This is a genomic window from Cyclobacterium xiamenense (assembly GCF_009467825.1).
Lineage (GTDB): Bacteria > Bacteroidota > Bacteroidia > Cytophagales > Cyclobacteriaceae > Cyclobacterium > Cyclobacterium xiamenense.
The window spans coordinates 109,508-133,516 of record NZ_WIOK01000009.1; the positions used below are offsets into that span (position 1 = coordinate 109,508).

Below are 24,009 nucleotides of genomic sequence, written 5' to 3' on the forward strand. Positions count from 1 at the left end.
CGTCGGGATGAATGCTACCTTAAAGCTTGGTTACCAGTTCTACCAGCCGATTGGAGTAGCCGGATTCGTTGTCGTACCAACCGACTACTTTGACCAGGTTTCCCATAGAGGAGGTGAGTCCGGCGTCCAGAATGCAGGAATGGGGATTGCCTACGATGTCTATTGATACCAGGGGATCTTCGGAGTACTCGATGATGCCCTTAAAATCGGTTTGGGACGCTTCGTAAAATGCCCGGTTGATGGTGGAGGCGTCGACTTCTTTTTCCAACAACACGATCAGGTCGGTAAGCGAGCCATCGGGTACGGGTACACGCATCGCGGAAGCCTCGATTTTCCCGCGCAATTCCGGTAAGACCACCTCCATTGCCCGTGCGGCATGGGTAGTGGTAGGAATGATGGAGTAGGCAGCGGCTCTGGCCCTACGCAGGTCCCGGTGCGGAGCGTCGTGGAGGTTTTGGTCGTTGGTGTAGGAGTGTACCGTAGACACATAGCCCTTGACAATTCCAAAGGCCTTATCCAGTACTTTCACCATGGGAGCCAGGCAGTTGGTGGTGCAGGAAGCGTTGGAAACGATGGTCTCGTCCCCTTTCAGGATGTCTTCGTTCACCCCCAGTACCACCATGGGCACTTCCGGACTTTTAGACGGAGCGGTGATGATGACTTTTCTGGCCCCTGCCTTTAGGTGCAATGCGGCACCCTCCAGACTGGTAAATTTACCGGTTGCTTCCAAAACCACGTCGATGTCCAGTGCTCCCCAGGGGATGTATTGGGGGTCTTTCTCGGCAAAGATCCGGATGATCTTGTCCCCAACCTGAATGTTGCCGTCTTTTTCGACCAATCGATGCGGGTATTTGCCGTGTACGGAGTCGTACTGCAGCAAATGGACCAGCGTCTTTGGATCGGTGAGGTCATTTACGGCCACCAAATCGAGGTCAGGTCTATCCAGGATCAGTTTAATGGTGAGGCGGCCGATCCTTCCACAGCCGTTGATAGCAATTCTTTTTTTCTTCATGAGTAAACTATCCGCCGAAATTAAGAAAGAATTTCAAAAACCCGCCCCAATCCTGATTAAATCGGCAAAAAATGGGTTCATTTTCGGGGGATATGCATTGATGGGCGGGGCATTTCTTCGGCTGCAAGAGAGGCAAGAGACGCTTTTTTCAGGGGTAGGAAACGGGTACCCCTCCAAAAGCAAAGCGCCTTAAACACCCCGAGCTGCTTGTTTATTCCGAACCGCCATCAGTATCCAGGGGAAGTGCACAGCGGGTTACAAACCCGCTATACCCGTTAAGATCGATGCATACACAAAGTACCGAAGAATCCGGAATAGGCTAAGCAAAAGGTAGGTTCTCGGGTGCAATCCGCCCACGCCGGACAGCAGGGAAATCGCAGAGAAGGGCAAGGGCGTAATGGAGGCGACGACTACCAAATAGCCGCCATATTTTTCAAACAGGCGCATGTACCTTCGCAAGCGGGGAAATCGTGTGCGGCTGATCCAGTCTTTGTCCCGCACCCACCTCCCGAGAGTAAAGTTTAGAAAACCCGCGCCGTAGGAAATCACGGACAGGATGCCAATACTCAGGAAATAGGGACCGATACTCGCCGTTTCCAGCGACCAGAGCATAAAGACCTCCGGAGGAATGATGCCGAAGAGAATCTCGGACAAAACGAACATCCCCATGACCAGGACGGTATTGTCGTAAATGCTTCCAAACCAGGCATAGCGCTGCTCTTCCGTGCTGAAATGCCGAAATAGTAGAAAAAGACCCACCAACAGTGCCAGGTAAAAAAAGCTTTTTAGCAAGTTTAGCAGCAAAAATTTTGCCCTTTCCCGGGTTTTTCTAGTAGCCATACGTGGAAAAAAAACGATGGAATATGGGAACTGTCAATTTTACGGGCGGTAGGCCTCCTCATAGGGAGACCAGACTTCGTAAATGGGATTTCCGGTGCTGCTCAAGCCACTGTGGTGCCATTTGCCATCGATGATCTCGTAGTCAAAATTAAGTTCCGCCCCTACCCGGCTGTCGTCTCTGGAAAAAAAAGTGATCGTTTCGGTGTACTTACCATCCCTTGCCTCATAGGTACCTCCACCGGTTCCGCTAAATTCCTTCGTTTCCGAATTAAAGGCAATCCACTGAAAACGGCCACCGCTCAGGATTTTTACGGTTCGTCGGGCTCCGGGAGTCATTTCGGATAGTTTTCCATCCCGTTTTCTGCCGGTAATCACCCAATTTCGGGTAAGATCGTCCTTGTCAGCGGATACCTTTTCCCAGATTTCAATCAGGTCTTCCCCTTTTATTCTCGTGGAAATGACCATGCGGTTGTTGGCGAAATCAAGCGTATACCGATTGGTAGTACCAACCTGTTCGGGATCCAGGGTCAGGAAATCCAGCTGCTCCGTATACGTAGTTTGATCCAAATCAAATGGCCCTCCGCCCGCATACAGAAACTTATTGCCAGCGATTTCCTTGGCTCCGAATGCAAAATACCCGTCCTGGTAAATTTTGATATACTCCCTGTCGGTAATTGCTTCCCCGTTTTGATGGGTAAGTTTCCAGGCGCCTTCCAGGTTTTGCGCTTGCAGTTGGGAATAACAGGCCAGTACTGCGATCAATAGGATTAATTTCATGGTTTGTTGGCATTTGTAGACAGGTTAAATTTACTTATTAATTTGTGTTTCACAAGACAACGGTCGTTTAAATCCCGAATAGGTTACCCAGGGCATTTTCCATACAAGAGGCACCAAATTGATTGCTTCTATTTGGGTAGTTGGCTGGTTTTTTGAGGGGTGCGTCAACCAGTTTGATTCCCTATGCAAAAGACAGTATTCATAGCCCTTTTCCTGCTGCTGATCGAAGGGACCTTCCCGGGTATTTCCTTCGGACAGTCCTATGGTACCGCCCTCGGCTTGCGTTTTGGCAACAACAATTCTTACCGCACACTTGGACTCAGTCTGCAACAGCTCATTGCCAAAGGTCTCACGGTCGAAGCAATACTTCAGTCCGACTTGGATGTAAATACGACCGTGCATGCCGTTGTCCAAAAGCACCGACCCCTGCTTTCAAGGCGATTCAACTATTATTACGGTGGAGGGATATCCCTGGGTATCGGGGAAAGCCGGGAGCGCGTTCCCGAAACAAGGCAACTGATTGCTACTTACGGGAACCCGAGCCTGGGCTTGGATTTCATCGCTGGCGTAGAAATGACTTTGATGGGGATTACCTTTTCCGTAGATTATAAGCCAAATCTGAACCTGGTTGGAAGACAGCCCTGGTACGTTGGACAGGTAGGGATATCCCTCCGATCCGTAGTCGTAAATAGTTCTCGCCAGAATAAAAAAAGGAGGCAAAAAGCCCGGGAAAAAAGAAGAAAGGATTCCCAGACTTTTTTTCAAAAGATACGTAAACCCTTACTTAACAAAGAACCATGAAAATTCTTTTTAGCATACTAGTTGGCATCCTCGCCGGATTCCATTCGGTTTTGGCGCAATCGCCGGTAAAAATCGCCGTGGTGGGACTTACTCATTCGCATGTACACTGGATTTTGGGCCGGGAGGACATCGGAGACGTGGAGATTGTCGGCATAGTTGAGTCGAACGAAGACCTTGCCCGCAGGTTTACTGCCAGGCACGGCTTGTCCATGGATTTGGTTTATCCAAGCATGGAAGCCCTTTTTTCAGCGGTCAGCCCGGAAGCCGTGACGGCTTTCGGCTCCATTTACGAACACCTGGAAGTAGTGCAGGCCTGTGCGCCTCGGGGAATTCACGTGATGGTAGAAAAACCACTCGCTGTGAGTAATGCCCATGCCCGCGAAATGGCTGCACTGGCCAGGAAACACGGCATTCACCTGCTGACCAACTACGAGACTACCTGGTATGCCAGCAATCACGAAGTTAAGAAGCAGGTTTCCGATCCGGCTGTCATCGGTCCTTTGAGGCGGGTGGTCATCAACGACGGCCACGAAGGCCCCATGGAAATAGGCGTGAATCAGGAGTTTCTGGATTGGCTAACCGATCCGGTGCTGAATGGAGGCGGCGCAGTCATCGATTTCGGCTGCTACGGAGCGAATCTGATGACCTGGCTTATGAACGGGCAGAAACCTTTGTCGGTGACTGCGGAGTTGAAACAGATAAAGCCGGATATCTACCCAAAAGTCGATGACGAGGCCACGATTTTACTGGAATATCCCGAGACCCAGGGAGTCATTCAGGCCTCCTGGAACTGGCCCTTCAGCAGAAAGGACATGGAGGTGTACGGAAAAACGGGCTATTTCCTGGCAAAAAACAACACACAGCTGGTAAGCAGAACAGCTGGAGAGCGTTCTGAGTCGATTCGCCAGCTACCGGAAAGGCCCTATCCTTTTGACGACCCATTTTCCTACCTGGCAGCGGTAGTTCGGGGCAAGGTGGAAGTAAAACCCACTGATTTGTCCTCTCTGGAGAATAACCTGGTAGTGGTAGAAATCCTCGAAGCCGCAAAGGAAAGTGCAGCAAAAGGGCAGCGGATCTATTTGAAATAGGGGTCAGCTAGCGGGGCTCTTTTCTGCAAAATAGCGCAAGCGGTAGGCTTGGATGGCGGTTTTCCCCAGTTGTTCGGTAAGTTTGAAATTGGCCACTGCGCCCACGCCGGCTCCAATTACCGGGATTAGTTGGGCCAGTTTGGCCAGATCCATGTAATCCCGGTATTCCAATTGGAAGCTACGCCAGTCGAATCCGTCAAAATTATCCGGCAGTTTTTCGGCTGTTTCCGTCCAGTTTTCCAACAGTAAAACCGTTGTGTTTCTGGTTTTTTGGCTGGAAAAGGTGAGTTTGAAGATGGTCAGTATAAAGACGCGCTCTTTAAAATCCCGCACGTCGTGGCCATAGGCCGCCGCTAGATCAAAGAGCATTTTCATTTTGATGGCCAGGAAGGCTGGGAGATCAGCAAATCCCATCAAGATTCCGCCTGCCCCAGTAATGGCTCCTTCCACGGAGGCTGTTCGCTTGTACAAACGAATGGCTTGTCTGGCTTTGTATTCCTTCAGGCGTAGCAATTCCACGAGGTAGGGTTTTGGTCTCACGAATTCGTTGCCAATCAACACACCTTTTACGATTTTCTCAATGGCGAAGGTGATTGCCTGATGGATTTTTTCCGGGATTAGGTTATTGATAGACCGTTGCGTGCCACTGGTAAAGCGGTTTACCAGGGAGGGTTTTTTTTTGGTTTGTTGCAACCAAATGCGAAGTTCCTCCCGGGCGAGTTTTTCGTACAGGGCTTCGGCAAGATTTCCGGGCTCGGGCATGGCCGTCAGCGTTTGTTTTTTGATTGGTACTATTTTTTCGTAGCCCAGGTTTGGCTTTCTTACGGCTTCGGGTCGTATGTTTCCGACTGTCCTTTGGGGATGCTTAGGCTTTTCCAGGTACCGGCACAAAGCATTTTACCCAAATAGATCAACTGGCCCACATGGGAGGCATAATGGGTCAATTGCCGGTTGATGGCGTCGATAAGGCTGTGCGGCTCTTTTCGAATGAAGATGGTTTTGTCAAAATCTTCCGGTGTTATGGGTTCAAGAGCATCGAACAACACCTTCCAGCCGGCTTCCCATACCTGCATCATTTCCTTTCTGCTGCGGATGTCGTTTTCAAACTCTGCGTCTCGTTTTCTCCAGGGTTTCTCTCCATCGGAATGCAGGAAAACCGTCCAACGGGAATGCATGTTGCCCGCCATGTGTTTGACGATTGTTGCGATGCTGTTGCTGTCGGGATTGAATTGCCAGAAGAGTTTCTCCTCCGGAACCTGTTCCATGGCTTTTTCGCCCAGGCTTTTGTAAGACCGAAAGAGGTGAAGGCTGCTTTCGAGGTAGTTTGTGGTAGGGTTCATGTCTTTCTAGATTTGACGGCTTAGGGAGCCGCTGGTTTATTGACTAAGATACCTGAATTAAGGCATAAAAAAAAGCTGCCCGGCGGCAGCTCTGAAGAATAGGTTAGCGCAATCCAAACGCCTGTTTGATGGCAGCTACCTGATCCAGCTTTTCCCAGGTAAACAATTCCACGTCCAGGGTGATGGAGGCTTTGTCCGGGGAAAAGAAGGTTTTGGTCACCACTTCGCTTTCTCTACCCATGTGTCCATATGCGGCCGTTTCCTCGTAGATCGGGTTGCGCAGTTTGAGTCGGTTTTCAATGGCAAAAGGCCGCATGTCAAACAAGGCCTCTACTCGCTTTGCGATCTCTCCGTCCAATAAGCTCACCTTGGAAGTGCCATAGGTGTTGACAAAGAGGCCCATGGGTTTGGCCACGCCGATGGCGTAGGAAACCTGCACCAGTACTTCGTCTGCAACGCCTGCAGCCACCAGATTTTTGGCAATATGTCGGGTCGCATACGCAGCGGACCGGTCTACTTTAGAAGGATCTTTTCCGGAAAATGCACCACCACCGTGCGCGCCTTTGCCGCCGTAGGTGTCGACGATAATTTTTCTCCCGGTAAGTCCCGTATCTCCATGTGGACCGCCAATCACAAATTTTCCCGTGGGATTAATGTGGTAGATGATATCATCGGTAAATAGCTGCTGTAGCGAGGGGGGCAATTGGGCCTTTACCCGTGGAATCAAAATTTCGATAATGTCTTTCTTGATTTTTCGGAGCATGGCAGCTTCGTCAGCAAAATCGTCGTGTTGGGTGGAAACCACGATGGTATTGATTTTTTCCGGCGTATGGTCGTCACCATATTGAATGGTTACCTGTGCTTTGGAATCGGGTCTAAGATACTTGATTTGGTCGTTTTCCCGACGAAGGACTGCCAATTCCCGAAGCAAACGGTGGGACAGGTCCAGCCCCAGGGGGATGTAATTATCGGTCTCGTTGGTGGCATAGCCAAACATCATGCCCTGATCGCCGGCGCCCTGCTCTTCGGGGTCGCTTCGATCTACCCCTTGATTGATGTCGGGCGATTGCTCGTGGATGGCGGACAATACCCCGCAGGAACTGCCGTCAAACATGTATTCACTCTTGGTATAGCCGATCCTATTGATCACGTCCCTGGCAATTTTTTGAACATCCAGATACGTGTTGGATTTGACCTCTCCTGCCAGGACCACCTGACCGGTGGTTACCAGGGTCTCACAAGCTACTTTGGAGTTGGGGTCAAAAGCCAAAAAATGATCGATAATGGCATCTGAAATCTGATCGGAAATTTTATCAGGGTGTCCTTCGGATACGGACTCCGAAGTAAATAAATAGGACATACAATGCGTTTTTAAAATGAGCAGGTAAATTTACAGCTTACAGCTAAAATTAAAAACTATATTTTCACCTGCCTTCCCTTTAATAGCTGTAACGTCTGTTAAAAATCAACGGGGCGTAGAACGAAAGCCCCAGCGTGAGGTACATAATAGCGCCAAAAAACTGCACCCATTGAAATACCTGACCCATTCCATAGCTCCCAAACGAGGGAATGTAATAGGTTAAAATAAAAAAAATATAACTCTCTCCAAAAGAAAAAAGAACCAGGGAGGCCATCCAAAAGTAAGGCAGTGACAGGAGATTCACGTCCTTGTAGCGGCTCTGCTGGAGCAGGTCTTTGAAAAAAATAATGCTATAAAACAGCACCATTCCGTGGCCAAGCAAGTACGCATAGGACTGTATGCCCGTGAAAGGCGATTGAAAAAAAACACTGATCGGTACGACTAACAGCAGGAAGACAAGTAATGTGGGCAATACTCTCTTCTGAAGATGACACGAGTACGGCAATTGGCTAAAAAGCAGTAGCATGAGTGTTGGCCTCAGGTACACGTAGAGGGCATTAAACAATAGAAAGGAATCGCTGCTGCCGCTATACTTCCAAATGGATTCGGAAAGGAGGCCGGTAATCAAAATCAGTAAAACCAGGCTTGTGGTTCGTTTGTATTCTTTCAGGTTATTTCCAAAAGCGAGATAGGTTCCTGAAGACACAATTCCTACCAGCAGTGCGACGCAATAAAAAGAAACGAGCATACAAGAGTAGATTTATTGGCTGCAAGTTATTCAAACAAACAACTTCGGTCAATACCCGGTTTGGGGTATTTTTTTTGCATTTTGTACAAAAAAAAGAGCCGGTTCTCGATGAACCGGCTCTTCTAATTGAAGTACGATCATTTTCCTGAATCAGAAGATGCAGAAAAAGGGATTCGACTTAGGCTACTTTTTTTGGCGGGGTGCTGGCTTCACTGGCTATTTCGCGCTTCATCAAATCCACTACTACCGGAGTAGCAATGTAGATGGAGGAATAGGTACCAACCAACACCCCAATCAGCAACGCAAAGGAGAAGCCTCGCAACACCTCACCGCCGAAGATCAATAACACCAGCACCACGATCAGCGTAGTGGCAGAGGTAATGATGGTTCGCGCCAGGGTTTGGTTGATGGCGTCGTTAAACATCTGCACCAATTTTCCTGTGCCCCGGTTGGTAATATTTTCCCGGATTCGGTCAAAGACAATCACCGTATCGTTGATGGAATAACCGATGACAGTAAGAACGGCAGCAATGAATACCTGGTCGATCTCAAAGGTAGCTCCAAAAGTACTGGCTATGGCAAATGCGGCGATCACAAAGAAGGTATCGTGTATCAACGCAATAATGGAAGCCAGAGAGAACTGCCATTTACGGAATCGAAGTAAGATGTAAAGGAAAATTGCGACCAAAGAGAAAAACATCGCCTCCAGGGAGGAGTTTTTAATGTCGTCGGCGACCGTCGCGCCCACCTTGTTGGATCCCGTGATCGCAAAGGCCCCCTCAGTCATTTGGTTGGCATCCTCAATGAAACTAAACCCGGTGACCGTGGCTATTCCCTCACGAATTTTTGTCTCTACTTCGCGGTTTGCCTCCTCGTTATCCTCGTTTACCAAATAAGAAGTGGTGACTTTTAAGATGTTGTTGGCACCGTAGGTTTTTACCTCAACGGCTCCATCAAATTCATTATCCAGCCCAACTTTCAACTCAGAGGCGGGGATGGGTTCGTTGAATTCTACGATGTAATACCTACCGCCGGTAAAGTCCACACCGAATTTCAAGCCAGTGGTGAGTGCCAGGACCATTCCGACCACGATGATGGAGGTGGAAATCAAGTATGCAATTTTTCGCTTGCCCAGAAAATCTATGGACAGATCGGAAAGCAGATTGCGCGCGAAAGGCGTGGCAAAGGAAATGGTACTTTTGTCGCCTTTTTTGCTCATCCAGTGGACAATGACCCGGGTAATAAATACGGCCGAGAAAAAGGAAGACGCAATACCAATCATCAATACAATGGCAAAACCTTTTACCGGTCCCTGCCCCAATGCATACAATATCGCTCCTGTCAGAAAGGTGGTAACGTTGGAGTCAAGAATGGCACTAAACGCTTTGTCGTACCCGCTGCTAATCGCCTGAAGGATACCCGCTCCGTTGCGCAATTCCTCCTTTATACGCTCAAAGATCAGGACGTTTGCATCAATGGACATACCGATTGTCAGTACGATACCGGCGATTCCGGGTAGGGTAAGGGCAGCCCCCAGCTGCGCCAGAATTCCCAGGATAAAGAAAATATTGAACAGCAGGGCTGCAATGGCGACAAATCCTCCTTTGGAATAATAGGCGACCATGAACAAAACCACCAGTACCAAACCGGCGATCATCGAATTGATCCCCTGGTTTCGGGCCTCAATGCCTAGCGTGGGACCTACAATGGCCTCTTCTACAATATTCGTAGGGGCAGGCAGGGTTCCTGATTTAAGGATATTGGCCAGGTCTTTGGCTTCCTCCATCGTAAAGTTTCCGGTGATTTCCGATTGGCCGGAAGGGATTTCTCCTTGTACGGTCGGTGCGGTATATACGTAATTATCCAATACGACGGCGATTCGGTTACCAATATTTTCCGCGGTGAGGCGCCTCCAGTTTCGTGCTCCTTCTGCGTTCATCTGCATGCTGACGGCAGGCCGTGAGGTTTGATCCAGAGACTGTCGGGCATCGGTAATTACGTCTCCTTCCAGGGGAGCCTGATCGGTTCCCCGAGGGGCTTTGATCGCATGCAGTTCCAACAGTTCCATACCCTCCTGTACCTGAGGCTTGACTGACCACATAAACCGAATATCCCGAGGAAGAAGGGACTGAACGTCATCTCTTTTTAATATCCGATTGATGGCGATGGTATCGCGCAATTCGTAAACCAACCCATAATTGGCCTTGAGCAGGGAGAAAATGGGCGATACATCCATGCCCAGGGAATCCTGATCCGAAGCGCCTTCCGCCAGTTGACGAGCCAGGTCACTTTCCAGGTCCGTGGTGTCCGATAAAGCCTCCATGTCTTCGGCGGTAGCCTGGGGCTGCTCGGAGCGGGCCTCCTCTACCAAAAAAGCATTCACTTGTTGCAAGGCATCGCCGAATTCATCGATTTCTGCGACTTCCCAAAACTGTAATTTTGCGACTCCCTGCAGCAGGTTCCGAACCCGCTCCACATTGTCTACTCCCGGAAGTTCAATCTGAATGCGGCCTGTATTCTGTATCCGTTGGATATTGGGTTGGGAGGTACCGAATCGGTCAATCCGTGTCCGCAAGATATTAAAGGAACGATCAATGGCGTTTTCAACTTCATCGTCAATGATATTCAGGATGTCGGTATCCGACGATTCCAGTGAAATACGCCCCCTGTTAGCGGCAGTGGCGAAAATGGTGTTCAATTGCCGGTCTCCGGCTTCTTCTTGCCATGCCTGGTAGAAGATGCTTACAAAACTCTCGTTGACGGTTTTGGATCGTTCGATGGCCAGGGAAATTGCCTGGTTAAACTCCGGATCCTTACTTCCGCCGGAAAGTCCTTTGACGATTTCAATGGGGGAAACTTCCAGGGTCACGTGCATGCCGCCTTGCAAATCCAAACCCAACCCCAATTCGGTATTTTTTACTTCTTGATAGGTGAAGGGGATACCCAAAAAGCTGTAGACCGGCTCGCGCCAGACAGAATCCAGGTAGGATTGTCTTTTATCAAAGTCGATGTTGCCCGATTCGTCGGTAGCATAGGTAGTGGCTTTTTTCTGCACACTGTTGGAAACCAGTGTAAAGGATAGGTAGTACAAACACAACCCGGTAATGACCACCGTTAAAAAAACGATAATGCCTTTATTTTTCATGATTCTATGTTAAATGAAGTTAGTTTTTGTTGACTAGGGGATGTATTGCCGGTAGCAAACCAATGTTTACCGGCGAAAGGAAAGGAAAATCAGGAGGAACGGTGCTCAGGGAGCGTTTACCGAAATTATTTGTTCAAAAAGTATCTCAAACAGCTGGTTGAATGGGGGACCGCTACCGGCATCGAAACCCAGCCGGAGGTTTCCGCCACCCGACACCTCGTATATGAGGTGATAGGCATGATCCACAACCACCAATGCAAAAGGAACCACGGCATCGATTGCTGCGTGAATAAAGGTCTTCTCCTCCCCTGCATCATTTTCGGCGGCGTCGTCATCCAGGTCGAACTGTAAATTTATCAGACTGCTGTCTGCATCCAACTGAACGGTAAGTTCCGACACCGACACAAACGTACAAAACAGAAGTACCAGCAAAAGGCTGAGCCTTTGCCGTACGATTCCATTCGTTGTTTGATTCATTGCCATGGGGCGCAAATATAGAAAGAAATTTTTATATTCGCTCCTTTCTCGCGATAATTTTTGAACACAAAGCGCTTGTATACCAAGCTGTTACCTTACTTTTTCCCGTTGCCCTGTTTTTCGACACAAGCAGTGCCCGGGGAAGACGCTGTTAGGAGCGGGAAATCTTTACCTGGAGAAAAGTGCGAATTACCTCCAGCGCTTTGTCAAAACCATGGTTGTTGGGGACGATCAGGTCTGCATCGTGCTTAAATGGCGCAATGTATTTTTCATAGGTAGGCATCACGTGCTGTTCGTAGCGGTACAGCACGTCGTCCAGGTCATAGCCACGCTCTACCTTATCCCGGACGATCCTGCGTTTAAGCTTGATGTGGTCCTTGGCATCGATGTAGACTTTGAGGTCCAGCAGGGCGGCAAGTTCCGGATAATACAAGACAAAGATTCCTTCTACCACGACCACCGGCGCTGGCTCAAACGTAAGCATCCGAGGCGTCTTGTTGGGATTGTTAAAGGTATATTCCTGTCGCTGCACCGGCTTGCCTTGCTGTAGGGCGCGGATATCGGTGGCATATTGCTCGAAATCGATGGAATGGGGCGTATCAAAATTCGTTATGCCGCGTTCGTCCAGGGGCTGCAGGTTGCGGGGCTTGTAGTAGTTGTCCTGAGAGATAAGGCATACCTGCCCCGGATCGAAGGCGTGGAGCAAGCGATCCAGAAAATGGGTTTTTCCCGAAGCGCTTCCTCCGGTAATGCCGATAATAAAGGGATGGTTCATGGAGCGGAATGCGTGTCTGTTAGGATGACTGATTTTTTCCCGCCGCGCCAGCTTTTAGGAAATCGGCTAACGTTCGAACGGCCCTTCCCCGATGGCTGATGGCGTTTTTTTCCTGCATGGATAGTTCCGCAAAGGTTTCCTTGTAGCCCTCTGGCCGGAATACAGGGTCGTATCCAAAACCCGCTTCTCCGGAACGCTTCCGCAAAATCTCACCGGAAACCTTCCCTTCGAAGGCATGCGAATCATTTCCCAAAAGCAAGGCAATGACCGTTCGGAAGGACGCTTTTCGGTTTGTTTTGTCCCGCATCCGTTCCAATAGCAGCGAAAGGTTCCGCTCGTCACTTCGGGGTTCCCCCGCAAACCTCCCGGAATACACCCCAGGTGCACCATCCAGGGCTTCTACTTCCAGGCCGGTGTCATCGGCGAAACAGTCGACCCCATAATGCGTTTTCACGTACTGTGCTTTTTGAAAGGCATTGTGCTCCAGGGTATCGCCCGTCTCCGGCAATTCTTCCGAACAGCCAATTTCGGCCAGTGATACTATTTCAAATTCCTTTCCCAGTGCAGCTTTTACTTCCTCCAGCTTTTTGGGATTATTGGTGGCAAAACAGATTTTCATAGGATGAAAGTAAGGCAGATTAGCCGGGAATGGAAATGAGCTGCACCATTTTTTCCAGGTACTGTTGGTCGGTGGCATCAAATTGGGCCAGATTCTCGGAGTCAATATCCAGTACTCCAACGACTTTTTCCGAAGAAAACAGCGGCACCACGATTTCGGAGCGGGAGGCACTGCTACAGGCAATATGTCCCGGAAAGGCGTCTACGTCCGGAACCACCTGCGTCTCTTCCGTTTCCCAGGCTTTTCCGCAGACGCCTTTTCCGTAGTCAATGCGGGTGCAGGCGATCGGCCCCTGAAAGGGTCCCAATACCAATTGATTATCTCGGACCAGGTAAAACCCCACCCACAAGAAATCAAAGGCCTCTTTCAAAACGGCAGCCGTATTGGCCAGGTTGGCGATCAGATCGGTTTCGCCGGCCAGCAGCGCCTCCAGCTGAGGCAGCAGGGCGCGATAACGATCGCGTTTTCCGGCGGCCGGCGGCAGATTTAATGCTTCATTCATGGTTGGTATAGGTTTGCAACAAGTCCTGATCCAGTTTGATTTGTTCGGTTGGAAATCCGGGAAGGATGGGCGCAGGTATGCCGAGTCCAAAATGGGTATTTCCAGTAAACACCCGTGCTTCGTCCCATAGCCCCTGCCCAATAAAATCCCGCAGCAAGGCGGCGCCTCCTTCCACCATCAGACTTTGGATGTTTCGTTGCTGCAAGTCGTCCAGTAGATGCTGCAGCCCAAAGTCTTCATTCAGGCGAACCCATTCGGTTTGGCCCGCCTGCTTCGCCTGCTTCTCATTGTAGATAAGTGTGGGCTGGGAGTCGTCAAACAGGTGCAATTCTTGGGATAGCCTCAACCTTCGGTCTATCACCAGTCGAAGGGGGTTTTTTCCGGTCCAGTCACGGACATTTAGCCGAGGATTGTCGTAATGTGCGGTATGGGTACCCACCAGTATGGCGCTTTCTTCCGCGCGCCAGCGGTGGACGAGTTGCCGGCTCAGGGGATTACTGATCCACTTGCTGTCGTAATTGGTTCGGGCAATGAAGCCATCCCGGGTTTGTGCCCATTTGAGCAGGATAAACGGCCTTTTTTTCTCCATTTGGGTAAAAAACCGGCGGTTTTGGTAGCGAATTTCCGGTTCCAGAAGTCCCGTTACCACGGATATTCCGGCTTGCTCGATTCGCGCAATGCCTTTGCCTCCCACCAGCGGGTTGCTGTCTACTGCACCTACGACCACTCGACCGATTTGTTGGCGAACGATCAAATCGGCGCAGGGGGGCGTCTTGCCATGATGCGCACAAGGCTCCAGGGTTACGTAAAGGGTAGAGGCAGGCAAAAGCCCCTTATTTGCTACACTGGCAATGGCGTTGGGTTCTGCATGCGCCTGTCCAAAACGCTCGTGGTAGCCCTCGCCAATTACCTGCCCCTTGTGCACGATGACACAGCCCACCAGGGGATTGGGGCTTACCTGCCCCAGACCGAGGGAGGCCAATTCCATAGCCCGGCGCATAAAGAACAGGTCCTGCGTGGTGTGGTCGGAGCCGTGTCGAGGAATATTCGTTTGCATCAGGGGTTTTCGATTCGTAGGTTGATGGTTGGCAGGGTTACCAGGCTGTCTGCTTGGGTGCTCACCAAAAGGGTCGTATCGGCATAGCCTGCGGGTGCATCCACAAACAGCCGGTAATCGGTAGGCGACAGGCCTTTGAAATGAAATCCCCCGGTATTCCCGGTCAACGTAGCCAGGGTATCGGTTGCGTTTATCGCAAAGACGTGTGGACGGATTCCCCGCGGCTGTATGGTCCCCCGGATGGCGGCGGTTTGTTCCGTAACGAAGGCCCTGACTTTCGGTATGAGCTGAAATGTTTCCCCCGGCCCCTGCCGGATGGATTGGGCCAGGTCAAAATCGATGTACAGGTCATAGGAAAGCCCCGGCGCTACATCAAGGCGTACGTCCAGCTCCAGCAAAGCCTCCAGGTTGGGGGCTGGGCTCAGATCCGTTCGGGTTTCATCCCGAATCAGGTACATTTCATCGCCCAATCGAAGCCGGATACCAGAAATCGTCCCCGATTGGAGCTCTGTTCGGCCGACCAATAGTCGTTGGTCGTCGACCAGATCACTTATGCGTACAGTATTGGTTGCTGCCTGGTAGGGTAGGCTTATCCAGTTGGCATTTTCGGCGCTGCCCCTGACCCCGGAAGGCAAGAGCTCCACGCCCAACACCTCAATCCAAACCTGATCAAAATCCCCCGGAGCGTCCACCAGCAATACATTTACCAGCGAGCGGTTTTCCGACGAGGCATCCTCGCATGCGGCCAGAAATCCCATAAGCATACTGAAGTAAACGATCCGTTTGATGGTAGCCATACCGGTATATTTTGCGCCTAAAACCGCCATCTTATTGTTTTGGTTCCCGGTAACTAAGGTTTTGCATCACATCTTCCATATTCTGCCGTCTTCGGTAATGTACCACCGCTGCGCCGCATTCACCCGGGAGGGGGAGGAAATTTTAAATCGCGTTGCGCTCACTTCAAAATGTAGTTCTTGTAAATCACTTTCGACCTGCAATGCTTCCAGGCTGCTTCCGTAACGGCTTTCCTCGGCGTACAGTTTTCGTTGGGCATCGTAAAGCTTCCGTAAGGCGCGTTTTACGTTTTCGTCCGGATTGGGGATGAAGGTATCGGTGCCTGTTCCCACAGGAATATCTGAAAACTGCACAATGCCCCATCGGTCGGGCAGGTGCATGTTGACCAGCCCCATGGGGGACCACACCCAATTGTCCTCCGGAAAGGATTTCCCGGTAGCCGGATTGATTTTCTTTTTGTATCCGGTCTCATCCGGCTCAATTTGCCACTGTACCCGCGAAAAATTTATTTTCCATTGGCTTCCAGACTCCGGAGCCCGGTAGTTACCACCGGACTGGGAGAGGCTTTTCCAGGGGATGGCCATTTCTACCGACCAATACGCGTCCGTATCGGAGGGATCGTTCAGCGTGCCTTCCAGGTGCAGGGCATGCCGAAAGTCGTTGATGTTCCATCCGTTAATTGGTTTTCCGCCGTCCTTGTAGGGACGGGTAAGCATCAAGTCCCAGACGGTGCCCAGCGCGTTGATTTCCAGTTCGTAGTAATGGTGGGTATCGCCGTCCGGGTCAATAAAAACCTCAATGTCATTTTCCTGAAAAATCACCGATTCCCGTTCGGTATACGTGGCCCATAAATCGGTTTCTTCCAGGTGTACGCCTATGTACAGAAATTCCTTGTCCCAAAGCATTTTCATCCGGGTAGCCTGCCGGGGTGTTGGATGGTCGGCGCCCTGTATGTCCTGAAAAAATTCAGACCAAGGCGCTTGCTCCCAGGAATTTTCGGACAACTTTCCATCCATGGTAAGCGGTTCCGATACAAAATAAGCCAGGTAGTGCTTCGGATCGGGAAGGGACTGGGAAAGGGTTTCCCCAAACGAGGTACTCAGAATAAGAAGCGCGGTAGCGAACATTTTTTCCATAAGAATTTTGGTGTTTGGTGGCAGGTGGAAGCGTGAATCGGTTACAAAAATAGAATAAATCCAGTGGGGTTGGGAGAAAAAATGAATCAGGGACGAATAATTCAATCGTTATGCAAGCAAAATCCTTCGTGTTTACGGCCATTTTGGCAGGACTCCCTGCGGTTTTCGATCCACCTCAGGCAGGAGTTTTCGGCAAACAAACAGCGGTTAGCTAAAAGTTGCCCGCTTTTCTTCCCGAGATAGCTGCGATTTTTGGTAGATTATTCTTAACTAGCAATACTCAATCTGGCCAATCCGCTTACAAAAAAACGATCAGCAGTTTTTTCTGAGTTGTTGCCAGGCATAGCCGGACTTTCTAGGCGAAATAGACCAAAAAAACTGTTGACCTAACCTTCAGCTTTTATGAGTGAACTTTCAACACAACACAAAAGCCCAGGTACAGCCTACGTATGGTTGCCAATCTTACTCTTGGTTTCGGTCCTATACTCCCAAGCTACAGCCCAGGTAGATACGCTAGGGCTCCGGAATGGAAACGTACTTCACGGGGAAATCAAAAGCATGGACAAGGGAGTCTTGAAGATGGAGACCGATTATAGCGACGAAGACTTCAAAATCGAGTGGGAGAAGATTGCCTTCATCCAGACGACCACACAGTTCATCATCATGAGTAAGAACAAAAACCGGTTTGTAGGCACCCTGCTGAGTCCGGATTCGGCCAGGGTGCATGTGGTAAGCAACCGCGATACCCTTGCCACGCTTCCCTACGAGGAAGTTATTTACCTGAACTCCCTGAAAACCAAATTCCTGGATCGGCTGTCTGCGTCCATCGGTTTGTCGTATAATTTCACCCGTGCCAATGACCTCCGGCAGTTTAATGTGCGAAGTACACTAGGGTACCGCGCAAAAAAATGGTCGGCGACAGGAAGCTACAATGACCTGCGTTCCTTTCAGGAGGGTTCCACGCCCATACGTCGGCTAAATGCCGATACTCGGGTCAGTTATTTCCTAAAGAAGAATTGGTTTGGTTTGGCCGCCATAAACTTGCTATCCAATACAGAGCAGTTGATTGAGCTTCGGACCGTAAGTAAACTAGGTTTAGGAAAATACATCGTTCGAACAAATCGTACTTATTGGGGATTTACCGGCGGTATCTCGTTCAACAACGAAGTATTTTCCCTGCCCGGAAGCAACCCAAGAAACAGGAGCGGAGAAGGATTTATTGGATCGGAGCTAAACCTATATGGGTTGGATGACCTAAGCTTGATTTCCCATGTCGTGGCGTATCCCAGCCTGACGGAGAGCGGACGATGGCGGATCGACTATTCATTTGACGTCAAATACGATCTGCCTTTGAACCTGTATTTTGGGCTGGGATTCACGGTGAATTTTGACAACCGACCCAGAGAAAATGCCAGCAGGTCCGATTACGTTTTTCAAACTTCCTTCGGCTGGAAGCTTTAGGAGGGAAGGAAAGGCTGTTCCCCGGTTCCTTTTTGAAAAAAGACGGTAAAACTGACCCGATTCCGGGTGGATGTTCATCTGGGATATTCTCCGTTAATCGATTCAATAGGGGCTTCGGACATTTTTTTGCTTGGTTTGAAAAATTAATTGTACTAATTAGGAAAGATTTAAAAGGTCGAATTGTCTAAAAAGCGATGGCGCCAAGTAGGTAACTCAGTAGGAGAAGCGGTAATGAAAAGAAGTAAAATGAAAGGAGTCGGAATCGTTTTTTTCCTATCCGCATGCAGTGTTATTTTTTCATGTAGCGAAAAAGAAAAGTCGGTTACCGGTACAGCGGCGATCAAGGAATTTCCGGTGATTCAGGTGGTGGCAAAAGATACGATCCTTCACCGTGATTACGTAGCAGATATCAAAGCCATACAAAACGTGGAATTGAGAGCACGGGTGGAGGGTTTTCTCGAACGGGTATTTGTAGACGAAGGCAAGGAAGTAAAAAAGGGTCAGATCCTCTTTAAAACCAACGATCAGGAATACAAAGCGGACCTGGCCAAAGCGAAGGCAAATTTGGAAAGCGCCAAAGCAGAGGCGAAGGTGATGGAATTTGAAGTGGAGCGGCTAAAAATCATGGTGGACAATAACGTGATTTCGGAGTCCGAGTTGAACCTGACGCGTGCCAAGTACGATGCGGTGATGGCCAAGATAGAGGAAGCCAAATCGGCAGAAGCCAATGCGGCGGTGCAGCTATCCTACACCGAAATCCGCGCCCCTTTCGATGGCACCACGGACAGGATTCCGTTACGAACGGGGAGTTTGATCGATCAGGGAAGTTTGCTGACCACGGTATCCGATGTGAGTTCGGTTCACGTGTATTTCAATGTTTCGGAACGCGAATACCTGGAATACATCAAGTCCAAGGACGAAACAGCGGAGAATAACGTGGTGGAGTTGGTGTTGGCGGATGGTTCTCCCTATCCGTTTAAGGGGATGATCGAAACCATGGAAGGCGAGTTTAACGCGAATACCGGTTCCATAGCCTTTCGGGCCCGCTTTCCCAATCCGAACAAGATTTTAAAGCACGGTTCTACCGGGAAGATTATTTTAACAAACCGCATACGGAACGCCATTATCATTCCGCAGAAAGCGGTGTTCGAGATTCAGGACCGAAGTTTTGTGTACGTGGTGGACGACAATAACCAGGTAGAAATGAGAAGTTTTGTACCGCGGGCACGGTTTTCCCATTATTATATTGTGGAATCCGGATTGGAGGCCGGCGAACGCCTGGTGTTTGAAGGCATTCAAAACATCAAAAATGGGATGACCATCCAGCCTAAAATAATGGCTTCGGATGAGGAAGCAGGCGAACCCGTACAGGACGAAAATGGCCTGGCCGAAGTAGTACACACCCCTTAAGCGAAAACCGTCATGTTCAAGTTATTTATCAAGCGGCCGGTTTTATCCCTGGTCATTTCTCTTTTTTTCGTGCTGCTGGGACTCTTGTCTTTCTTTACCCTGCCCGTAGAATTGTTTCCGGACATTGCCCCTCCATCGGTAGCCATACGAGCAAAATACCGGGGTGCGAACGCAGAGGTGGCTGCGAAGACGGTTGCCACCCCTTTGGAAAAAGTAGTTAACGGGGTTCCGGGTATGACTTACATGACCTCAGTAAGCAGCAATCGCGGTACGGTGATAATCAAAGTGTATTTTGAAGCCGGAACCGACCCTGACCTGGCTGCGGTAGAGATACAAAACCGTATCTCTACCGTGGTAAACGAATTGCCCGAGGAAGCGATCCAAGCGGGCGTGACGGTGGAAAAGCAGGTGGAGGGATTGCTCATGTACATCAATGTAGCCAGTGAGGACACGTCGCTGGACGAAGCCTTTATTTATAACTTTACTGATCTGAATGTGCTGCAGGAATTGCGACGGGTGGACGGAGTTGGTTTGGCGGAAATAATGAGTACGAAGGATTATTCCATGCGGATCTGGCTGAAACCAGACCGGATGACAGCGTATAAAGTGTCGACTGACGATGTGGTGCAGGCCATTCGGGATCAGAACGTGGAGGCTGCTCCAGGGCAACTGGGCATCAGTTCCGGTAAGGACATGCAGATGCTGCAGTACGTCTTGAAATACACTGGAAAGTTTTATGAACCCAAGCAATACGAAAACCTGGTCATCCGAGCCAATCCAGATGGTTCTATCCTACGCTTGAAGGACATCGCGGATATTGAATTCGGAAACCTGAATTATGGCAGGATCGCCAAACTGGACGGCAAGCCAGCTGCCTCCATCATGGTGATCCAACGTCCTGGGTCCAATGCAAGTGAAGTAATCGCGAACGTGAAAAAGAAAGTTGCGGAAATAAAAGACACTACCTTTCCTGCAGGAATGGATTACAAAATTTCCTACGACGTGTCGCGCTTTCTGAACGCTTCGATTCAAGAGGTGTTGGTGACCTTGGTGGAAGCCTTTATTTTGGTATTTATCGTGGTTTTTATTTTCCTCCAGGATTTTCGATCCACGCTTATTCCTACCCTGGCGGTACCGGTAGCCCTGATAGGCACCTTGTTTTTCATGCAGTGGCTGGGATTTTCCATCAATCTGCTGACCTTATTTGCCCTTGTTTTGGCCATCGGTATCGTGGTCGACAATGCCATCGTGGTGGTAGAAGCGGTGCATGCGAAGATGGAAAAAGAGGGCTTGGCTCCTCGCGCAGCGACCTTCGCTGCCATGAAGGAGATTAGCGGGGCCATTATTGCCATCACCATGGTGATGTCGGCGGTATTTATCCCGGTGGCCTTCATGTCTGGCCCGGTGGGGATCTTCTACCGGCAGTTTTCCCTGACCCTGGCTTTTGCGATTTTTATCTCAGGAATCAATGCCTTGACACTGACCCCGGCGCTCTGTGCGATACTCCTGCAAAATCACTACGGTAAGGAAAAGAAACATACACTGTTGCAGCGGTTCTTTGACTGGTTTAACCGTACGTATACCTTTTTCGAGGGGAAATACTACCAGTACATCACGTACATCGTTCCGCGGCGGGGAGTGACCACGCTAATCCTGGTGTTTTTCTTTGCAGCGACCTGGGGTATCAGTAAAATACTGCCCACCGGCTTTATCCCCACGGAGGATCAAAGCATGGTCTACGTCAACGTAACAACTCCCGTGGGTGCCACCGTGGAACGAACCGAAAAGGTACTTGATGAACTGGTTTCGAAACTGGAAGGCAACGAAGCGGTGGAATCGGTCTCCAGTTTGGCAGGCTATTCCCTGGGTAACGGCCTTTCCGGCGCTTCCTACGGAATGGCCATGGTCAACCTGAAATCCTGGGATGAACGTAAAGATTTGCCCATACAAGAGACACTTGATCAATTCAGGGGCTTGTCGGAAGGCGTGTCCGATGCAAAAATCGATTTCTTTTTGCCACCAACAGTTTCGGGCTTTGGCAATTCCAGCGGATTTCAAATGAAGGTGCTCGATCAGACGGGAACGGGAAACCTGGACCGTCTCGCAACGATTACCAACGAATTGATCGAGGAACTTGAAGCAGCTCCGGAAATCAGCAATGCATTTACGGATTTTGACCCAACTTTCCCCCAGTTTGTCGTACATATTGATCAAGACATGGCGGCTAAAAATGGCGTTACCATCGCCAAGGCGCTCAGCACCATGCAGGTATTGCTGGGAGGGATGTACGTGTCGGATTTTGTCCGTTTTGAGCAGATGTACGATGTGATGCTTCAGGCTGGGCCTCAGTACCGGGCCAGACCGGAAGACGTCATGAATTTGCAAGTGAAGAATAATGTAGGGGAGATGGTGCCTATTTCCTCCTTTCTTACGATGGAAAAAGCCTACGGTCCCGAACAGCTCACCCGCTTTAATATGTACAATTCGTCCACTGTTAAGGGAGCGGCTGCTCCGGGTTACAGTAGCGGGGACGTCATTGCGGCGATCGAACGAATAGCGGCGGAAAAATTGCCTCAAGGCTATGGACACGACTGGTACGGCATGTCCCGGGAAGAGGTAGGATCTGGAAACCAGGCCATCGTTATTTTCCTGATCTGTTTGTTGTTCGTGTACTTGATCCTGTCTGCCCAATACGAGAGCTTTTTGCTTCCCCTGCCAGTGATCCTCTCCCTTCCCGTTGGGGTGTTTGGCGCCTTTTTCGCCTTGTATGTGCTCGGATTGCAAAACAACATTTACGCACAGGTAGCACTGATCATGCTGATCGGGCTATTGGGCAAAAATGCCATTTTGATTGTGGAGTTTGCCATACAAAAAAGAGAAGCCGGGCATACGGTGGTGCAGGCTGCGGTAGAGGGAGCGGTCACCCGACTTCGGCCCATTTTGATGACCTCTTTTGCTTTTATCGCAGGGCTGCTTCCCCTGGCGATGGCGACGGGTGCCGGGGCCTTGGGCAACCGATCCATTGGTACGGCAGCCGCCGGAGGGATGTTGATCGGAACCATCTTCGGCTTGATCATTATTCCCGGACTTTACGTGATCTTTGCTCATTTCACCTTTAAAACAAGTGATCCCGAACCCGAAACAGCCCTGAAAGAAGAAGCGCCTTCGGTATCCTTTTCGAATAATTGAACCACGCACGATTCATGTTTTTTTCCAATAAGTCATTCTTACTTCAGCTGTTAGCGGCAGTCGCATTGGCTGTGACGTATTCCTGCAAGAGCATCGAAGTTCCGGTGTTGCCCGAAATGGAACCAGTGCCCGAAACGTTTCTGGATATAGCGGATTCCTCCAGCATTGGAGACATTTCCTGGGAGGCCTTTTTCAATGACCCCAACCTGGTACAGTTGATAGAAGCGGGTTTGGAAAATAACCTGGACCTGCGGATGGCACTCGAGCGCATCGAGATTGCCCGGACCCAGTTTCGGATCAGCAAGGGAGCCATTTACCCGACCATGGACGGCATTGTGCGGTACCGCTCGGGAGACATTCGCCCCAACCTGTTGGGAGGCACCATCAATGGTGACCGAAATGTGGTCAACCGCCTGGAAAATAATTTTATCGGGTTTCAAAGTACCTGGGAGATTGACGTATGGGGCAAGCTTCGGGACCGGAAAGAAGCCTCTTTTGAGCAATTTCTGGCAACCGAAAATGGACGGCATGTGGTGGTGACCAATATGGTGGCTGAAATAGCCAAGTTGTATTACGAACTACTGGGCATGGATATCGAATTGGAAACTATTGAACGAAACATTGAATTTCAGGAAATGGCGCTGGAGCTGATAAAGATCCAGAAAATGGCCGGTCGTGCCACAGAGCTGGCGGTACAGCAGTTTTCTGCCCAATTGCTCTCCACGAAAAGTCTAGCGATCGAAAAGCGACAGGAAATTATCGAAACGGAAAACAACCTGAATTTTATTCTGGGCCGGTTTCCGGCGCCCATTTCCCGGGCGTCCTCCTTGCTGGAAATCAAGTTGCCCTACGCGATGGATGTGGGGCTGCCTTCCGATATGTTATTGCGTCGGCCCGATATTCAGCAAGCGGAGCACGAACTACGTGCAGCAAATTACAACGTGGAGGCAGCACGAAAGGAATTTTTGCCTTCGTTTAGTTTTACGCCCTATGTGGGGCTAAACGACCGCAGTCTTCCGGCAGCATTCGAAATGCCCGGCGGGCTGACGATCGGCCTTTTGGGTGGACTGACGGCTCCGATTTTTGCCCAAAACAGGATTCAGGCAGGCTTTGACCGGGAAATAGCCTCTAACAAAATAGCCTTGTACAATTACCAGCAACGAATCCTGGACGGATACCGGGAAGTGATGAATCAGCTGCAACGCATCGAAAACCTCCGTACCGTGTACAGCCTCCGGGATGAAGAAACCGCCGTGCTCTTGAACGCGGTCTCTACTTCTAACGAGCTGTTTCGTGGAGGATACGCCACCTATCTGGAGGTCATTACGGCGCAGTCCCGGGTTTTGGAGGCGGAACTGAGTAAAACCAACACCCGTATCGAGATGTTTCTCACGGTGGTGGATTTGTACCGGGCGTTGGGCGGCGGTTGGAAATAGGAAATTTTCTTTTTCCCCATTCCCGGGCTTCGTATTTTTGG

22 protein-coding genes are annotated in these 24,009 nt (G+C 50.0%); 7 read left to right on the plus strand and 15 right to left on the minus strand.

Annotation, left to right across the window (positions count from 1 at the left end; translation table 11 throughout):
* Positions 1–19: 19 nt before the first annotated feature.
* Positions 20–1,012 (minus strand): type I glyceraldehyde-3-phosphate dehydrogenase, encoded by a 993-nt coding sequence (gene gap / locus GCU44_RS08915; protein WP_154856042.1) that lies wholly within the window; start codon positions 1,010–1,012, stop codon positions 20–22.
* On the opposite strand from gap, the gene GCU44_RS08920 reads away from it, so the two are divergent.
* Entirely contained in the window at positions 1,011–1,205 is a 195-nt protein-coding gene (locus GCU44_RS08920; RefSeq protein WP_154856044.1) for a hypothetical protein, read from the plus strand. The genes gap and GCU44_RS08920 overlap by 2 nt on opposite strands.
* Positions 1,206–1,267: 62 nt before the next feature.
* Here the strand turns inward: GCU44_RS08920 and GCU44_RS08925 are convergent, their stop codons facing one another.
* Complete coding sequence (locus GCU44_RS08925; protein WP_154856046.1) at positions 1,268–1,852, minus strand: YqaA family protein; 585 nt, start codon at positions 1,850–1,852, stop codon at positions 1,268–1,270.
* Positions 1,853–1,891: 39 nt separating this feature from the next.
* On the minus strand, positions 1,892–2,629 hold the full coding sequence (locus tag GCU44_RS08930; protein WP_154856048.1) for a hypothetical protein: 738 nt from the start codon (positions 2,627–2,629) through the stop codon (positions 1,892–1,894).
* A 183-nt stretch (positions 2,630–2,812) separates the two neighbouring features.
* Here GCU44_RS08930 and GCU44_RS08935 point away from each other — a divergent pair, with 183 nt between their 5' ends.
* Positions 2,813–3,430, plus strand: coding sequence for a hypothetical protein (locus tag GCU44_RS08935; RefSeq protein ID WP_154856050.1), 618 nt, complete (start codon positions 2,813–2,815; stop codon positions 3,428–3,430).
* Entirely contained in the window at positions 3,427–4,518 is a 1,092-nt protein-coding gene (locus GCU44_RS08940; RefSeq protein ID WP_154856052.1) for a Gfo/Idh/MocA family protein, read from the plus strand. Before GCU44_RS08935 ends, GCU44_RS08940 begins: the two co-directional genes overlap by 4 nt.
* 3 nt (positions 4,519–4,521) lie before the next feature.
* On the opposite strand, the gene GCU44_RS08945 is transcribed toward GCU44_RS08940, so the two are convergent.
* The 12 genes from GCU44_RS08945 to GCU44_RS09000 form a co-directional block, all read right to left on the minus strand.
* Positions 4,522–5,280: an EcsC family protein gene (locus tag GCU44_RS08945; protein WP_154856054.1), complete on the minus strand. Its 759-nt coding sequence runs from the start codon at positions 5,278–5,280 to the stop codon at positions 4,522–4,524.
* 59 nt (positions 5,281–5,339) lie between these two features.
* A complete protein-coding gene (locus tag GCU44_RS08950; protein ID WP_154856056.1) occupies positions 5,340–5,858 on the minus strand; it encodes a DUF1572 family protein in 519 nt (172 codons plus the stop codon).
* A gap of 103 nt (positions 5,859–5,961) precedes the next feature.
* Positions 5,962–7,218, minus strand: a complete 1,257-nt coding sequence (metK, locus tag GCU44_RS08955) for a methionine adenosyltransferase (protein WP_154856058.1) — start codon at positions 7,216–7,218, stop codon at positions 5,962–5,964.
* A 79-nt stretch (positions 7,219–7,297) separates the two neighbouring features.
* Positions 7,298–7,966, minus strand: coding sequence for a hypothetical protein (locus GCU44_RS08960; RefSeq protein WP_154856060.1), 669 nt, complete (start codon positions 7,964–7,966; stop codon positions 7,298–7,300).
* 178 nt (positions 7,967–8,144) lie between these two features.
* Positions 8,145–11,111, minus strand: coding sequence for a protein translocase subunit SecDF (gene secDF / locus GCU44_RS08965; RefSeq protein ID WP_154856062.1), 2,967 nt, complete (start codon positions 11,109–11,111; stop codon positions 8,145–8,147).
* 105 nt (positions 11,112–11,216) lie between these two features.
* Positions 11,217–11,588 carry a hypothetical protein gene (locus tag GCU44_RS08970; protein WP_154856064.1) on the minus strand — a complete coding sequence of 124 codons (372 nt, stop codon included), beginning with the start codon at positions 11,586–11,588 and terminating at the stop codon, positions 11,217–11,219.
* Between the two features lie 151 nt (positions 11,589–11,739).
* Positions 11,740–12,363, minus strand: coding sequence for a uridine kinase (udk, locus tag GCU44_RS08975; RefSeq protein WP_092171032.1), 624 nt, complete (start codon positions 12,361–12,363; stop codon positions 11,740–11,742).
* Positions 12,364–12,382: 19 nt separating this feature from the next.
* On the minus strand, positions 12,383–12,982 hold the full coding sequence (locus tag GCU44_RS08980; protein WP_154856067.1) for a non-canonical purine NTP diphosphatase: 600 nt from the start codon (positions 12,980–12,982) through the stop codon (positions 12,383–12,385).
* A 19-nt stretch (positions 12,983–13,001) separates the two neighbouring features.
* Positions 13,002–13,484, minus strand: a complete 483-nt coding sequence (locus GCU44_RS08985) for a GAF domain-containing protein (RefSeq protein WP_154856069.1) — start codon at positions 13,482–13,484, stop codon at positions 13,002–13,004.
* Positions 13,477–14,541, minus strand: a complete 1,065-nt coding sequence (ribD, locus tag GCU44_RS08990) for a bifunctional diaminohydroxyphosphoribosylaminopyrimidine deaminase/5-amino-6-(5-phosphoribosylamino)uracil reductase RibD (protein ID WP_241684882.1) — start codon at positions 14,539–14,541, stop codon at positions 13,477–13,479. The genes GCU44_RS08985 and ribD overlap by 8 nt, the downstream gene beginning before the upstream one ends.
* The gene (locus tag GCU44_RS08995; RefSeq protein ID WP_161993917.1) at positions 14,541–15,338 is read right to left on the minus strand and encodes a DUF4382 domain-containing protein; all 798 of its coding nucleotides are present in this window, start codon (positions 15,336–15,338) and stop codon (positions 14,541–14,543) included. Before GCU44_RS08995 ends, ribD begins: the two co-directional genes overlap by 1 nt.
* Positions 15,339–15,404: 66 nt before the next feature.
* On the minus strand, positions 15,405–16,472 hold the full coding sequence (locus tag GCU44_RS09000) for a carbohydrate-binding family 9-like protein (RefSeq protein WP_154856073.1): 1,068 nt from the start codon (positions 16,470–16,472) through the stop codon (positions 15,405–15,407).
* Between the two features lie 402 nt (positions 16,473–16,874).
* Between GCU44_RS09000 and GCU44_RS09005 the strand changes: the two genes are divergently transcribed.
* From GCU44_RS09005 to GCU44_RS09020, 4 genes are all read left to right on the plus strand, one after another.
* Entirely contained in the window at positions 16,875–17,933 is a 1,059-nt protein-coding gene (locus tag GCU44_RS09005) for a DUF481 domain-containing protein (RefSeq protein ID WP_154856075.1), read from the plus strand.
* A gap of 246 nt (positions 17,934–18,179) precedes the next feature.
* Positions 18,180–19,343, plus strand: coding sequence for an efflux RND transporter periplasmic adaptor subunit (locus GCU44_RS09010; protein ID WP_241684883.1), 1,164 nt, complete (start codon positions 18,180–18,182; stop codon positions 19,341–19,343).
* Positions 19,344–19,355: 12 nt separating this feature from the next.
* The gene (locus GCU44_RS09015) at positions 19,356–22,532 is read left to right on the plus strand and encodes an efflux RND transporter permease subunit (RefSeq protein ID WP_154856080.1); all 3,177 of its coding nucleotides are present in this window, start codon (positions 19,356–19,358) and stop codon (positions 22,530–22,532) included.
* A gap of 14 nt (positions 22,533–22,546) precedes the next feature.
* On the plus strand, positions 22,547–23,968 hold the full coding sequence (locus tag GCU44_RS09020) for a TolC family protein (protein ID WP_154856082.1): 1,422 nt from the start codon (positions 22,547–22,549) through the stop codon (positions 23,966–23,968).
* Positions 23,969–24,009 lie beyond the last annotated feature (41 nt).